Genomic DNA, 14,450 nt, shown 5'->3' on the forward strand with positions numbered 1-14,450 from the left:
TGTAATTTTGCATAAAAACACAATCAATAACGTTACAAAAAATCAAAGTATAATGAGGCAAAATCTTTGTTCCCGGGGCCATATTTTGTATCTTTGAGTAGCTTACTAAAAGCCACAATACATTAAATTTCAAAGCAAAATCATCAGTTAAAAACGAACGTCTAACCGGCCTGTTTCCTCAGATATATTCTGTTTAAGAACACTACCCGGACAGGAATCTCTATCCATGATAAAAACTATAAACTTTACTTCAGTACGTTTGAAACACGCTATTTAAATATGAAAAAAAACAAGCTTGTTCCCGTACCATCATTTAATGAAGCGATAAGATTCTGGTTTAAATTAGGCTGGATTAGTTTTGGAGGGACATTGGGGCATATTCATATTATGCACGACTTTCTGGTTGATAAAAAGAAGTGGATCAGCAGTAGCAGATTCTTTCACGCACTTAGTTTATGTATGCTTTTACCGGGACCGGAAGCACAGCAGCTCGCTATATATATCGGGTGGCAGCTTCATGGTAAAAAGGGCGGTATAATTGCAGGAGTATTTTTCATCCTTCCTTCCATGTTTATTCTTTTAGCGCTAAGCTGTATATATGTTTCCTATGGTAATCAGCAATGGATGAACGCCATTTTCGGCGGTTTAAAACCGGCCGTTGTAGCAATTATTTTTCATGCTGTCTGGAGCGTTGGCAAAAAAGCACTCCATACTATTGCTCATTACCTATTTGCAGTGCTTGCTTTCAGCAGCATTTTTTTCTTCAATATTTCCATGCCTTATATTATCCTGGGTACCATTATATCAGCTTTAATACTTAGATATTTCTGGCCGTCAATAGTATATAGAAAAAGCGCCGGGCAATCACACAAAAATCTGAATGAAGATGATTATTACATCAACAGCAAAACTGAAGGTGGAAAGAATTTCAATACCAGATTATTATTGAAACAAACCATCCTATTTCTCGTTTTCTGGATTTTCCCCCTGGTCCTGTTCTATCTCCTGAGCAAGGATTTTACATTCTGGAAAGGTCTGATTTTGTTTTTTACTCAAACCGCTCTGTTTACTATTGGCGGATCTTATACCGTCTTGCCTTATGTAGCTCAGTTCAGTGTTTCAAAATTTAACTGGTTAAGTAAATCTCAGATGGTAGATGGATTCGCACTGGCAGAGACAACTCCCGGCCCGCTTATTATTGTAGTTTGTTATGTTGGTTTTATGGCCGGTTTCAACCATTTTGGCGGATCTTTACTGATGGGTACTGCCGGACTTCTGGCCACCACATTTTATACATTCCTGCCCTCATTTCTTTTCATCTTTATTGGCGGACCAATATTAGAACGTACACGGGGAAGTAATGTAATCAGTGATGTACTCGGTTTTGTTACTACTGCGGTTGTAGGAGTGATTCTGAATCTTACCTTTTATCTTGGAAAAGATGTCCTGTTTCCTCAGGGTCTGATGCTAAACAAAATAGATTTAATGGCTTTACTTTGGATTGCAGTATCTCTGTTCTTAATTTTCAAACTCAGGTTAAATATTGTTTATTTAATTCTGATCAGCATGTTATATGGATTGTTCCAATATTATTTCATCTGATAAGACTTCATACGCGCAGGCGCCACACCTGATTCTATTCCGGCTTGCAGAGCTCAACTTATTTTTTGGAGATAAAATGAATTAAGTCAGGATGAAATGATACATTTATTTTAAAAGAATCCTATTATGAAGTTTATTACGCCAAGCGGTCTTCCTACTCCGGCCGGCCATTACTCTCCGGGAGTTGTAACTAATAATCTGTTGTTCGTTTCTGGTCAGTTGCCCGTAAGCCCGGATGGCAGTCATAATTTTACTGAATCATTTGAAACACAGGCCAGACTGGCTATGCGAAACGTACTTGAAATTGTAAAGGAAGCCGGTGCTGAACTAACCGGAATTGTCAAGGTCAATGTATATATCGTTGGCGGGGAGCACTGGTCTGAGTTTAATCAGCTTTATGCTTCTATCATGGGCGATCACAAACCTGCCAGAGCAGTAATCCCGGTACCGGAATTACATCATGGTTATCTGATCGAAATAGAGGCTGTAGCAGAACTTACCAGTTAATTCAACTTATCCCCGCATAAATATTTATGATTGCATTACAAGACATCAGAGATGCCCATAACAGGATAAGTCCTTTTATTCACCATACACCTGTACTGACCAATAGTTATCTCAACAGCTTAACCGTTACAGAGCTTTATTTTAAGTGTGAAAACTTCCAGAAAACAGGTGCTTTTAAGGCCAGAGGCGGGCTTAACTCTGTACTTCAGGCAGCTGCCGATGATGGAGTAAAATCAATAGTTACCCACTCTTCGGGCAACCATGCCCAGGTAAATAGCTTGATATCACTGCAGATCCCGGGAGTCAAATTTAATAGAGGATTTTCTCAAAAATGGTGATGCATGGAATAAACTGATAAATTAAATCGTCTTTTTATGAACTTGATTTAAATGGAACTACTTATAGAAAACATACGAACCTATATTCCGTTATCTGCAGCAGATGAAAATATCATCAGAGAGTTGTTTCATAAAAAGGTGATTCATAAGGATGAACATTTGCTGGAAGCCGGGCATGTTTGCCGACGTTTAATATTCATTGAGAAAGGCTTAGTCAGATATTACCTGTTCAATAACGGCGAGGAGCAAACACATTATTTTAATAAGGAAGGTGAATGGGTTTGCGACTATCAGAGTTTCCTACCAAAAGTGCCTGCAACAGTATATATACAAGCATTAGAGGATACTACGATCTGGACAATCAGCTATGATGATTTGCAAACCTTTTATCAGGAGATTAAGTATGGAGAAAGATTCGGACGTTTAGGAATAGAGCAAGTTTTCATCGACATTATACGGCAAATGGGTTCGCTCTACGCTGACAAACCTGGCTTACGCTATGAGAAATTTACGCAAGCCTATTTTGATATTGCCCAGCGTATTCCACAATACTACATCGCTTCTTATGTAGGCGTCAAACCCCAATCTTTAAGCCGCATACGTAAAAGAAATTCAACTCAATTTTGATTTATTAACCCAGGTGCATTAATAGCAGCAGTTGTCACAATAATTTTGTTTCATCATTTTAAAACAAATTATCATGACCACAAAAGTTTCTTATAGTATTGCATTCTTAACTGGCCTTGGGCTAATTTTCATCGGCGCTCGCTTTTTTTTATCACCTGAAGTAGCCGAAGCCGGATTCGGCATTCATTTTAATGAACAGGGCAATTATTCGTTTCACTATATAAAAGGCATCAGGGACATATTTTCCGGACTGCTGATTTGCCTTTTTGTTCTGATGAATGAAAAACGCGCTTTAGGTGTAACTTTATTAGCCGGGACAATGGTTCCCATTTCCGACATGCTTATTGTTCTCAGTAAAAATTACAACGGCTTTGTGCAAGCAGTGCCTCATATCCTTGCGATTATTATTTGCCTGATATCCGGGATAATTCTATTGGCATCTACACAAACGAAAAAACACACTATAAGAACACGAGGCTACATTAAGCTAACGCATTCAGCAGCCACAAATAAAAAAAGTAAATTAGAAATGAATATTCTTCCGGGCGAAAAAACACCATGGCATTACCACTCGTTATTTTCTGAAACCTTTGAAATTCTGAAAGGCACATTGGAAGTAGGAAAAGGTAAAGAAGTCTATCAATTAAAACAAGGAGATATAGCTACTATAAAGCCAAAGGAAAAACATTATTATCACAATATTTCTAACGAGGAATGTATCATAAATGCAACTCTTAACCCCGGTAATAGAAACTTTGAAAACTCTCTTTTTATATTAAAAGGACTTGCAAAAGATGGCCTGGCCAGTGCAGCCGGTACTCCTAAAAAGATATCAGACCTGGCATTGTTTATTTACCTGAACAATTCCAGGATGGTCGGATTTCAAAAAATAGCGGAGCCTATATTTAATTATGTTGCTAAAGCGGCGATTAAAAGCGGGCGATTAAATGAATTGATACAAAAATACTGTGAAAGAATCTAAACAGAAACTTATTGGATATTAAAGGTGTCACATTCGCGACACCTTTAATAATTTAACGCTTTGCTACCAGATAACTGCCCACTTCCTTACCGGAATCATCAACCATACTCACTTGTATTTGCTTATTCGTTACGTTGATTTTTGTCAGCGTCCTGGAACCATCCCTTGGGCCCCCTCCAATAATAATCGGATAGTTATTTAACTTTTTATCCGGCTGATGAACCTTATACTGATGAGTATGTCCACTTAATACCAAATCAACCTTCCCCCGGTTCATGATCGGCTCAAATAATTCTGTACAATGAACAGCCCCATGCTCATCGCCCGAATAACGGGGAGGTATATGCATTAACACTACCCGGAAGGCTGCTTTTTTAAATTCCTTATGATTAATTTCATTTTCTAGCCATACAGCCTGCTCTTCTCTATATTGATCAAAATCTACAATCCCGGCATACACCGGATGTGAATCTAACTTATCCTCACCGGTATCCAGAATTACAAACCGGACAGGACCGAGCGTAAATGCAGTATAACCTACATGATCAAAATAGTTTGCAAAATCGCGCGCAAATTTACCACGGGTTTCATGGTTACCACGAACATATATAAAAGGCGTACTTTTGGCAAAATAGTCTACACAAGGCTGCAGCATATGATCTATAATTTGTTTTTCATCGGTCTGATAATCAAAAACATCTCCGTTGAAGAAAATAAAATCACGTTTATTCCCCTTATCCAGATCCAAAAGATGAGCTATAGATTTTGGTCTGTCATGAATATCATTTAACATCAAGAAAGAAACCACGTCTTTTGCGACATCAGAATTTAAGAAACTTTCAGTAGTGGCAGAAATAGTATCACCATAGGTCAGTTTATAAGGTTGAAAATCTTTAATTTCTCTGGACACGATCTTATAATGATAGGTCGCACCCGGTTTCAACTGTTCCAGTTTAACACAGTTCAGGCGGCCTGCAGGTTTAAGCCCTAAATCACTTTTGCCATACGCCTTTTTATTCAGCTGATCCGGCGACTCACCATATTCTACCCAACTGGAACTGTCTTTATTGGTAATCCATAAAATGGAGATACTATTGCCAAAATTTGTCTGTAAATAAGGTCCTGTGACAATTTTAAAATCTTCAAAATGATCACTAACGGGACCAGAAATCACCCTTTCAGGCTTTAACAAAGCCAGCCCGCCAAGAACAAGTCCTCCTTTTAAAAAGGATCTTCTGTTCTCCTTTAATAAATTCTCTTTCATACAATTTTGGTTGGTTTAGGTTTTAATAGGATTTATATTATTTAAGCATAGGCCCACTCAATAATCTGTTTAATGGTCTTCTTTATTTCTTCCTGTGCTTCCTTTTTTCGAATATCAAGTCCGCATACAAGGCCGTTATTAGTATTGGCAATTAAAGTCATATAATAAATACCTCCAATCAGCAACCCCACAACTGGTCTTATATTTTGGTCTTTATTCTTAAAATACCCGTCAGTAATTTCAGAGAAAAACTGTTCGCCCAAAAACTCACGCTTTTCGTTTAATTCTTCTAAGGCCTTTGAACTTTCACATACCCCCCAGCTTATGATCCTGCGTAACTCTTCATTGGCAACAAGAGAATCAAGCTGGCTCTCCAGCAAATTACATAACGTTTCTTTTCCCATATCACTTCTACCTTGTTCAACTATCTCCTTTGTCTGGTTAATGTCTATTGAATAAAAGTCACGGCTGTTCAGATATTCTTTTACCAAACCTTCCATACTGCCAAAGTAATCGTAAATAAGTTTCCGGTCCAGATTTGCCTTTGTCGCCACCTTACTTACATTTAAGCCCCTGAAACCTTCTTTCTTTAAAATCGCCCCAACTGCATTCATCAGTTTATCTTTTGTCCTTTCCTTATTTCTGAGAGGGCCATTCGTTATCTTTCTGGTCATGTTACAACATATTTACAGCGCAATTTCCGATTTTTTCATTTATTATCTACAGTTTATTTTGAGCCCGTTCTATTCAATACAGATAGATATTCTTCTTCAATATGAAAATTTTGTTCAAATAATAAAGGGGGATATTATAATCCCCTTTATTATTTGAAACTATTTATTTTTCAGATTTCTAATACGTTAACCGAAGTTCTTGCAATCCAGCACTATTTATTACTTTAGTTTCTAGAATAAAGCCATTATTAAAGTGGCACCTCTTAAATACTACATTCATTAGATATAATTTTTAAATTGCCCCTGCACTATTCGCAAATACAATATTGGCAAGTGGCATTATTCGTAGAAGGCCAGATGATCAGATGAAAATAATAGTCCAATTCCACTGTACGGATCTCGTTTCATCTCCATAATGTTTGAAATTCCATTTAATTCTTTAAATAAATCCGATATTATAGATGTTGGCTGAAAGTCATCAATTGTATGATTAATTATTGTATCGGCCAAACACGTAAGTTCTTTGGTTTTATTGGTTACACCAAAACTAGCACCGGTTTCCCAATCCCACATTATCCAATCCCATTCATATTTTTTATGCAAACAGTCCAGCCATAAATATGATAGATTTTTAATTGTCATCTTTCCTAAATCTTTTCCTTTCCAGTATTCCACACTCTTGACTATTGCATCAATTGCCACTTCTGTGTTATCATAAACAAAATCAGGCATTATTTCTTGAATGATTAAAACGGCATTCTTAACCTTTTTATCAATAGTTTTCAGCTCTTTTTCATTTGGATTTCGCAAAAAAGCAACCTCTAATTCTATTCTATTAAATAGGATGCCATTTGTTTTTTCCAGCATAATTTTTGGAATACAAGCCGTATTTGTACTTGAGTCGAAAAAATCACTTTCGATAGGGTCAAATGAAAATTGTTCGCTTTCGTAAAAATTGTCTGAAAAATTTTTCTCGATTTCCTGAATAAGCAGATAGTCTTGATCAATGATGTCAGTTTTGTTTTTTTCATGGCAATAGAAATCAGGCTGCAAATGCCAATACAAGCACAATGCAGTTCCTTTATCGCATATTTTTTGCCGAATTAGCCATTCAAATGGTGCATTTCCATCATCATAATTATAATTCTGTACAAACTGGTGCCATTCTTCTGCCGTAAGTTTTTTATAAGACACTTTTCCATCAATTGCATCAGAAACTTTATTCTTATTTCTTCTGGTAAAGGTTATTGTCATATTCGCGATATTTGTTCATTCTTGCTACTAACTCTCAAATATACGCAAGCCACCAATATTCAATAGTTTGTTGAAGAAATCTTCCGGACTTAATTGTTCAAAACGATTAATAGCATACAAAGACCCTGCTTAAGCAATAACATTCTGATCGAACCAAAGAAGATATTAAGTTAATTTAGCATTATCTTCTAACCTATTCCTTATTCTTGCAAAGAATTAAGCGACTAAATTATTTATTTTAAAACATGAAAAATAAATTCTCTGACAACAATCAAACTGAAACGGTTTCCAGTTTTTCGGATCTTGTAAACACCAATTTTCAAGGATCTGTGAATGCAGTTTGCTGGTCCAGAAATTTAGTTGGAGATTTTAAAGAAATTGTATCTAAACTTCAATTAAAAGAGAATATTACAGAAGTTTCCATTGAAGATCTTTTAGCGCTTCAATTATCAGAAAAAGGTAATATGGCAAGAGAAACTATCTTAAGTGACTTGCATTTATTAACAGATTTCGGAGCATTACCATCACTCAACTTACTTAAAAATTACGAACGGGATGAGGAGTTAGACTTCATTTCAACAGATGTGTATTCTTATCATGTAGATCGTTCAACCATTGGAACAGATACATTTCTATGTACCTATTATGGCGCTGCAAGTGAGATCCTACATAGCAATCAGGTTGAACAAAAAATATTGATTCCTGAAATTCGGGAAAAACTCAAAAAATTACATAATGGTTCAGAAGCAGAATTTGAAAGCTTTTTGAAGGAATATTATTTTGATCTGCATTATCAGCCTAAACCCAATGCTCAGCCAATAAGTTTAGGATCAGGTCATCTTTGGAGAATAGCAGTAGATCATCCTGAACAAAAAGTATCACCGTGTGTTCATCGGGCACCTATAGAAAATGACGGTGAATATAGGTTGCTTCTGATTTGTTAAATGCTTATTATAATCTGAATTGGGGAGCTGAATTAATTTCCTAACTTGTCGTATCCAATTTTTAACCCTATGGCAACGGATCAGAAATACGTAGATTATATCATCGACCAGATTAATCATCCCGCTGGCGTCACCTATAAAAAAATGTTCGGTGAGTACGGTCTATATGCCGGAATTCGGATTTTTGCACTGGTATGTGACAACCGGCTACTGATCAAACCCACAGAAGCGGGCAAAGCATTTATTGGAAAACCAAACTTAGCATCCCCCTTTCCCGGAGCAAAGTCATACTTTTTAATACAAGAGGAATTGGAAGATCATAACTGGATTTCTGGCCTGGTAAAAGTTACAGTAAATGAGCTCCCTGATCCTAAGCCAAAAAAAAGAAAAAACGTTTAACTTATTTCAGGGCGAAAGCTGAAGTTCGTTAACATGCTAAGATTGATTATTTCAACTAAAAATGATTTATCTCCCTGCTCCCAGGGAGATAAATTTATTTTTCATGCCGGTCTACTACCAACATTTCTTCCCGGTTGGCAATATCCCAGGCATCATAAAAAACAAGCTTCAATCTTTTGGTCATTAGCCCATAATTGATTAGATCAGGCGTATCTGTAAACTTGTGGTAATCCTTATTAATTCCATCAAAAAAGAAAACAATAGGGATGTTGTTTTTTGCGAAGTTATAATGATCCGAACGGTAATAGATCTTTTCAGGATCTGAAGGATCGTTGTATTTATAATCCAATTTCAGTTTTGTAAAAGTATTATTGTTGTTTTCATTAATAGGTCGCAATGCAGAACTCAGTTTGTTATCACCAATAATATAGATATAATTGCTGTCCAGCGGTGTATGCAAAGTATCCACCCTGCCTATCATATCCGTATTTAAGTCTGCCACTGTACTGCTCAGCGGATATACAGGATGAGAAGTATAATAGTCCGATCCCCATAAACCCTCCTCTTCTCCAGAAACATTCAGAAAAAGAATGCTGCGCCGGGGCCCCTTGCCTTCAGCCTTTGCTTTCGTAAAAATCCGTGCAAGCTCCAGTACTGATGCCGTTCCTGAAGCATTGTCATCCGCACCAAAATAGATTTTCCCTTCGCGGATCCCGAGATGATCATAGTGCGCAGAAACAATGAGCAGTTCTTCCTTTTTATCGGTTCCAGGCAGATAGGCCAAAACGTTACTGGATTGTAAGCTTTCATGGTGCATCAGCTGTACTACAGAGATCGAAAGCGTTTTATGAAAGTCGACCGGGGCCACCTGATCTGCTTTTTGGATCAGGTGCTCGTATTGATCTCCAGTTATGACTTTTGCAATGGCTTTAGAGATGATATATACATTTGTAACCGCCTTTGTTGTCCCACTCTCTTCCGCGGGCCTGATAGAGATAGAGCCAGCAAACTTGTTCTGAGCGGTAGAAAAGGTAGAATCAATTATAAATACGGCCCTTGCCCCTGCTTTGGCTGCTGCCACTGCCCGCAATTTGGCGCCCGCACTAAAATTGCTCCACCGTGATGGCCTGTGTGTACCTGGTTCTCCACTCAATACCAATAAGATCTTCCCTTTTGCATCTATACCCGCCAAATTATTGAATGAGGAATCCGTGATGCCATAACCTCCCCAAATGACCTCTGAAGCAGTAACCTTTTCCTGTTTATTTAGCGTTAACGGAAAAGTAAAGTCGGCATGATACTTAAACTCCTGACCGTTAACCTTGATCACACTATATTCCACACTATCTTTAATCAAAGGATAGTTTTGGAAGTAGTTCCCATTGTTCCCTGGGGCCAATCCAATTTGTTTATAATAATCGGCAATAAACCCAGCGGCTTTTGCTTGTCCTCTGGTTCCGGTTTCGCGGCCTTCCATTTCTGCTCCCGCGAGGATATACAGGTTTTTTTTCAGATTATCCGTATTAATTACACTGGCCATTCTCTGTTTATTCTGAGCGGATAACGAAGAAACACTTAAAAGAAATACTATAATGCCACAAATTGCTTTCATAAGAAGAATTTTATTTGATTGAAAACGGTACAGATGCTTTTTCCCAGTTTAGAGAAAAACCTTTTGAATTGATCTCATAAACAAGGTTTTCCTGGACATTCTTTAATACCTTCGGACTAACCTCTACCCTCAGCTGATCTTTGGTTTCATCGCATTTGAAAGCCCCCCATTGTTTAGGCTCTTTGTTAAAAACCGCTATCCAGGTCATGTTTTCTTTAGGAATGAGAAAAAAACTATACTTTCCGGCTGGCAACAGCTTCCCCTGCACTTTGATATCCCGATCCGTTTCAAAGGTTGTTGCTTCATTCGCTCCTGCCCGCCATACCTGATTATAGGGCACCAGTTCTCCCCATATTTTACGGCCCTTCACAGACGGACTGCTATAGCTGATGATAATTTTTGCCTGTTTAATTTTCCCCGATACGGTTTCAGGCGGACTTACACGTGGTTTAGGGTTTTGTGCAAATGCACTTACGGAAACAATACCTACTGCAAGGAATGATACTACACTTTTCATGATGCGCATACTTTTTGTTTTTGAATGAAAAATCTCCCGACTTCTTTAGTTGGAGCCTAAACAAAACTACAAGTAAGTGCAGGGCTTAACTTGTACAATCCTACACTTATTCTGTATGTTCAGACTAAGGTTTTTTCCGCAAAAACAAGCATTAGCATCACCTAAGTGTACTTTTTTCGATATTCGGATGGACTTAATCCTTTGTATTTTTTAAAGATCCGGTGCAAATGACTTTCATCAGTAAAGTTAAGTTCGTTGGCAATCTCATTGATCCGCATATCACTATGTAAAAGCCTGGTTTCTATCAGCCTCAGTTTATAGTTTGAGATGTATTGCTGTAAGGTTTCACCAGTTTGTTTTTTAAAATAGCGGCCCAGATAGGTCAGTGAAATACCAAAGGTCTGGCTAATAGTTTCCGATCTCAATTTTCCCTGTTCAAATATATTCTGTTGAATATAATGCAGGATATCGAGTACAGCTTCCCCAGTATTCTCTTTGACGTTTTTTGGAAGTTTCAGGGCAATATTCCTTGCCACCACCAGTATCAGGGTATTTACAATCTGTTGTATGATCTTTACATGGTAGATCTGTAAAAAAGTATGTTCATTAAAAATAGCCTGCACTAATGAAGCAATCAATGGCTTATCTGCCCTATTCTTCAAAATACATCCCGGGCGGTGACTCGCATTTTGAAGAATGTACTCCATACGCTGCACCCAGTCATTTTCCTTACTGGCTTTCGGTCGGATATAAATATCATTGAAGCTCAAAAAAAAGAAGGTGGTCTTCTCTTGTATAATAAAAGAATAACTATCCTCCGGAGTAATTAGAAAAAGGTTCCCCTTTCGGTAATTAAAATCATATTGGTTGATGTACTGTACTCCGGTTCCATCCACAATATATATGAGCTTAAAAAAATTATTCCTGTACACTGCTTTAGGGAACTCCTCCACTTCCTTAAAATCAATTTCAAAAGGCTGATACAAATTCTCTTTTACCATAAGTATAAAGTTAATTAAACACACTGAAAATTAAGCGGCTATTAACCTTCGTTAAGTTCACTGGAATGTTCTATTTTTTTAGACCGGAATGTGCTTGCGCCAAAACGATATGTAAAAGTCAAACTTGCCCTGGCACTTGTCGTCCTGCGTTCAAAATCCAGTAAAACAGCATCACTCTCTCTTAGAAAACCCCATTTACGTGTATTGAAGATATCCCGGCCATTGAGGGTTAACGTCGCATTATTGTGCAGAATATTGAGTTTTGCACCTGCATCTATCCCATAAATGGCATGGTTGCTGTCGGGCGCGATCTTATCCGGAGCATGGTAATCTCCGCGGATCTGTAAAGAAAGGTCCTTACCAATGGCAATATTATTGGTAATATTTGTATTCCAGCTCAACCCACTGCTTTGGTCAATTCCATACTGCGGGGCTGCTTCCGTTTTATTTTGGTATACATTCGCGTTGGCCGTAAAATCCCATCCTTTCACTAGGTTAAACCGGCCAATAAACTCCAGACCAGTAGTATATGCATGAGGTATATTTTGTGAGATGGTAGTAATCACCCCTTTTACGGGATCAGTTTCTATATGTCTGATCAGATCATTTGTTTGGCGATGGTACAGGCCAGAGGTTAGTGTAACCACTTTCCAGCGCTTCGTATAGCCCAATTCAAATAAATGAATGTCCTCTGGCAGCAAGTTGGGATTGCCGGTATCGTAATTCACTGGATCAGAAATATCAACCAAAGGATTTAAATTGCGCATCGTTGGCCGCGTTACTCTACGGGAATAACTGAATTGCAGCTGCTGTTCGCCACTAAATTTTTCTCCCACGACGATGCTTGGATAGATCCTGTTGTTGATTACTTTTATGGGTGTGCTATATTTCACATTCCCGGAGTCATATCCATTCACAGTTGCAGTCTGGCTGGCGGCCTCCCCCCTCAGGCCAATTTGATAACTGAAATTTTTAATCTGATTCGAATAATTGAAGTAAAGGGCATGGATCTGGTTCTTACTATTGTAGGTGTTGGTGAATGGATAATTGGGTTCATAGCCGGTCGTATCGCTGAAATTGTAGGAAAGCTGGTCCCTATAATCCAGGCGGATCTGACTGCGGTACCCTGCCTCAATTTTTCCAGTCTGGCCAATGGGCAAGGTAAAATCTGCCTTTATATTATAATAATGATTGCGATTATTGTTTTCATTGTCAAGGGTTACCGGACTTTTTTGAACTACTTGTCCATTTACAGCGTAGATATTAGAAATCAGACTTTGAAAATTATCATTGATGCCATGTGCATAGCCAGCACTCAATACCAATTCTTCACCGGGTTTATGAAATGTTTTGGTGAAATCTAAATTTAAGTCGTAGTTACTTCCGGTTCCTTTGGTGAGGTTATCATGTCGACTGAGCTTTATGGGCAAATTAGAAGCATTCAACAGATCAATATTTAAGACCTCGCTCCTGTCAGTTTTCAATGAGTTATAGCCTCCGAAAAAACTAAACACATTCTTATCCGTCAGATAGTAATCGATACCAGCCTTTATGTTATGTCCTTTATTAATGCTTTTGGAAGGAAATGTTTCATTGGAAAAGGCCACTGAATCTGCCGGTCGTAAATAGGATATATTTTGATGGCCATTACTCACCGTCGTGCTGTTCCGATAGCTGTAATTTCCATAGACATTTACTTTACTATTTTGGAAGCTCAAGCTTGCATTGCCATTGTAATTGTTTCTAGTCCCTGCGGTTGCTTCCACAGCTCCAATCAACCCCAGCTTTTTGTTTTTCTTAAGCACAATATTAATGATCCCTGATTCTCCTTCGGCATCATATTTTGCCGAGGGGTTTGTAATCACTTCAATGCTTTCGATAGCACTTGCAGGTAAAGACTGAAGGATCTGGGTGACATTGCCACCAGCGATCAATGATGGTTTGCCATCTATTAAAACATTGACATTAGAAGAACCGCGCAAATTCACATTCCCGGTTGCATCAACCGATACCGTTGGTATATTTTGGAGCAGGTCTGTCGCCGAACCACCTTTGCTCACTAAACTCTGTTCTACCGAAAACTTCTTTTTATCCAGGCCTATTTGCGTATGATTGGATGGACCGATAATGGTTACTTCAGACAATAAGTTTCCTTTCCCCGGATTGATCAGGATATTGCCAAAGTTGACGGTCCTGTCAACGGAAGAGATCACCACACTATCCTTCACAACAGATTGGTAGCCTATATAGCTAACCTTACATTTAAACAGGCCATCAGGCAATTGGTCCAGGATAAAAAGACCAGTGGTATCTGTTTGAATACTTTTGATTATGGTACTGGTCATCTTATCCAGTAAAACGACAGAAGCAAAAGGAATACTTTCCAGGGTGATGGCGTCTTTTACAAAGCCTTTTATTTTTCTATCGCTCTGTGCGGATGAAGAAAAAACAATCCCCAGTACAAACAGAACAATTAGACTTGATTTAATTTTATGCAGATTCATGAGATGCTGTATCTTTTATACAGCAAATTTATACAGGCGATACCCTCACAATCTTGTACTTTCTTTCACTAATTCTGTATGTTAAGAAGGAGGATCAGCTTCTCAGATGCCAGTCAGTGAAACAGGAATTTCTCAAGGTAACTGATAGTCATTGAGGTATGAACTATATATAAGAGCTAACTAGTTACACCAATCATGTACTTGATAATAAACACTTCATATAAA

At 38.1% G+C, this 14,450-nt stretch carries 14 protein-coding genes; 7 read left to right on the forward strand and 7 right to left on the reverse strand.

The window, feature by feature from the left end; translation table 11 throughout:
* The first annotated feature begins 279 nt into the window (after nucleotides 1-279).
* From chrA to PL_RS05625, 5 genes are all read left to right on the forward strand, one after another.
* Nucleotides 280-1,602: a chromate efflux transporter gene (gene chrA, locus PL_RS05605; RefSeq protein ID WP_348621179.1), complete on the forward strand. Its 1,323-nt coding sequence runs from the start codon at nucleotides 280-282 to the stop codon at nucleotides 1,600-1,602.
* Nucleotides 1,603-1,728: 126 nt separating this feature from the next.
* Nucleotides 1,729-2,109 carry a RidA family protein gene (locus tag PL_RS05610; protein WP_041879990.1) on the forward strand — a complete coding sequence of 127 codons (381 nt, stop codon included), beginning with the start codon at nucleotides 1,729-1,731 and terminating at the stop codon, nucleotides 2,107-2,109.
* Nucleotides 2,110-2,135: 26 nt separating this feature from the next.
* Nucleotides 2,136-2,447, forward strand: a complete 312-nt coding sequence (locus PL_RS05615; RefSeq protein ID WP_041879987.1) for a pyridoxal-phosphate dependent enzyme — start codon at nucleotides 2,136-2,138, stop codon at nucleotides 2,445-2,447.
* Nucleotides 2,448-2,498: 51 nt separating this feature from the next.
* The gene (locus PL_RS05620) at nucleotides 2,499-3,074 is read left to right on the forward strand and encodes a Crp/Fnr family transcriptional regulator (protein WP_041879984.1); all 576 of its coding nucleotides are present in this window, start codon (nucleotides 2,499-2,501) and stop codon (nucleotides 3,072-3,074) included.
* Nucleotides 3,075-3,147: 73 nt separating this feature from the next.
* Nucleotides 3,148-4,056 (forward strand): DUF4267 domain-containing protein, encoded by a 909-nt coding sequence (locus PL_RS05625; RefSeq protein WP_348621182.1) that lies wholly within the window; start codon nucleotides 3,148-3,150, stop codon nucleotides 4,054-4,056.
* A gap of 52 nt (nucleotides 4,057-4,108) precedes the next feature.
* Here PL_RS05625 and PL_RS05630 read toward each other — a convergent pair whose 3' ends face one another.
* The 3 genes from PL_RS05630 to PL_RS05640 form a co-directional block, all read right to left on the reverse strand.
* Complete coding sequence (locus PL_RS05630) at nucleotides 4,109-5,320, reverse strand: FN3 domain-containing metallophosphoesterase family protein (RefSeq protein ID WP_041879981.1); 1,212 nt, start codon at nucleotides 5,318-5,320, stop codon at nucleotides 4,109-4,111.
* A 41-nt stretch (nucleotides 5,321-5,361) separates the two neighbouring features.
* A complete protein-coding gene (locus PL_RS05635) occupies nucleotides 5,362-5,994 on the reverse strand; it encodes a TetR/AcrR family transcriptional regulator (protein WP_041879978.1) in 633 nt (210 codons plus the stop codon).
* 339 nt (nucleotides 5,995-6,333) lie between these two features.
* The gene (locus tag PL_RS05640) at nucleotides 6,334-7,248 is read right to left on the reverse strand and encodes a DUF4274 domain-containing protein (protein ID WP_041879976.1); all 915 of its coding nucleotides are present in this window, start codon (nucleotides 7,246-7,248) and stop codon (nucleotides 6,334-6,336) included.
* A 245-nt stretch (nucleotides 7,249-7,493) separates the two neighbouring features.
* On the opposite strand from PL_RS05640, the gene PL_RS05645 reads away from it, so the two are divergent.
* Nucleotides 7,494-8,192 carry a DUF1826 domain-containing protein gene (locus PL_RS05645; protein ID WP_041879974.1) on the forward strand — a complete coding sequence of 233 codons (699 nt, stop codon included), beginning with the start codon at nucleotides 7,494-7,496 and terminating at the stop codon, nucleotides 8,190-8,192.
* Between the two features lie 69 nt (nucleotides 8,193-8,261).
* Nucleotides 8,262-8,591 carry a TfoX/Sxy family protein gene (locus tag PL_RS05650; protein WP_041879972.1) on the forward strand — a complete coding sequence of 110 codons (330 nt, stop codon included), beginning with the start codon at nucleotides 8,262-8,264 and terminating at the stop codon, nucleotides 8,589-8,591.
* A gap of 94 nt (nucleotides 8,592-8,685) precedes the next feature.
* Here PL_RS05650 and PL_RS05655 read toward each other — a convergent pair whose 3' ends face one another.
* From PL_RS05655 to PL_RS05670, 4 genes are all read right to left on the reverse strand, one after another.
* On the reverse strand, nucleotides 8,686-10,203 hold the full coding sequence (locus PL_RS05655) for a M28 family peptidase (RefSeq protein ID WP_041879969.1): 1,518 nt from the start codon (nucleotides 10,201-10,203) through the stop codon (nucleotides 8,686-8,688).
* A gap of 10 nt (nucleotides 10,204-10,213) precedes the next feature.
* Complete coding sequence (locus tag PL_RS05660) at nucleotides 10,214-10,720, reverse strand: DUF2911 domain-containing protein (protein WP_235324470.1); 507 nt, start codon at nucleotides 10,718-10,720, stop codon at nucleotides 10,214-10,216.
* A gap of 161 nt (nucleotides 10,721-10,881) precedes the next feature.
* Entirely contained in the window at nucleotides 10,882-11,721 is an 840-nt protein-coding gene (locus tag PL_RS05665) for an AraC family transcriptional regulator (RefSeq protein WP_348621185.1), read from the reverse strand.
* Nucleotides 11,722-11,762: 41 nt separating this feature from the next.
* Complete coding sequence (locus tag PL_RS05670; RefSeq protein WP_348621187.1) at nucleotides 11,763-14,225, reverse strand: TonB-dependent receptor domain-containing protein; 2,463 nt, start codon at nucleotides 14,223-14,225, stop codon at nucleotides 11,763-11,765.
* Nucleotides 14,226-14,450 lie beyond the last annotated feature (225 nt).

This window comes from Pedobacter lusitanus (assembly GCF_040026395.1).
Lineage (GTDB): Bacteria > Bacteroidota > Bacteroidia > Sphingobacteriales > Sphingobacteriaceae > Pedobacter > Pedobacter lusitanus.

What these genes read in the sequence shown, in the direction of transcription:
- chrA (WP_348621179.1), top strand. Translation starts at nt 280, where the DNA reads ATGAAAAAAAACAAGCTTGTTCCCGTACCATCATTTAATGAAGCGATA.
- PL_RS05670 (WP_348621187.1), bottom strand. Translation starts at nt 14,225, where the DNA reads ATGAATCTGCATAAAATTAAATCAAGTCTAATTGTTCTGTTTGTACTG.
- PL_RS05665 (WP_348621185.1), bottom strand. Translation starts at nt 11,721, where the DNA reads ATGGTAAAAGAGAATTTGTATCAGCCTTTTGAAATTGATTTTAAGGAA.
- PL_RS05620 (WP_041879984.1), top strand. Translation starts at nt 2,499, where the DNA reads ATGGAACTACTTATAGAAAACATACGAACCTATATTCCGTTATCTGCA.
- PL_RS05655 (WP_041879969.1), bottom strand. Translation starts at nt 10,203, where the DNA reads ATGAAAGCAATTTGTGGCATTATAGTATTTCTTTTAAGTGTTTCTTCG.
- PL_RS05630 (WP_041879981.1), bottom strand. Translation starts at nt 5,320, where the DNA reads ATGAAAGAGAATTTATTAAAGGAGAACAGAAGATCCTTTTTAAAAGGA.
- PL_RS05650 (WP_041879972.1), top strand. Translation starts at nt 8,262, where the DNA reads ATGGCAACGGATCAGAAATACGTAGATTATATCATCGACCAGATTAAT.
- PL_RS05625 (WP_348621182.1), top strand. Translation starts at nt 3,148, where the DNA reads ATGACCACAAAAGTTTCTTATAGTATTGCATTCTTAACTGGCCTTGGG.
- PL_RS05610 (WP_041879990.1), top strand. Translation starts at nt 1,729, where the DNA reads ATGAAGTTTATTACGCCAAGCGGTCTTCCTACTCCGGCCGGCCATTAC.
- PL_RS05635 (WP_041879978.1), bottom strand. Translation starts at nt 5,994, where the DNA reads ATGACCAGAAAGATAACGAATGGCCCTCTCAGAAATAAGGAAAGGACA.
- PL_RS05640 (WP_041879976.1), bottom strand. Translation starts at nt 7,248, where the DNA reads ATGACAATAACCTTTACCAGAAGAAATAAGAATAAAGTTTCTGATGCA.
- PL_RS05645 (WP_041879974.1), top strand. Translation starts at nt 7,494, where the DNA reads ATGAAAAATAAATTCTCTGACAACAATCAAACTGAAACGGTTTCCAGT.
- PL_RS05615 (WP_041879987.1), top strand. Translation starts at nt 2,136, where the DNA reads ATGATTGCATTACAAGACATCAGAGATGCCCATAACAGGATAAGTCCT.
- PL_RS05660 (WP_235324470.1), bottom strand. Translation starts at nt 10,720, where the DNA reads ATGAAAAGTGTAGTATCATTCCTTGCAGTAGGTATTGTTTCCGTAAGT.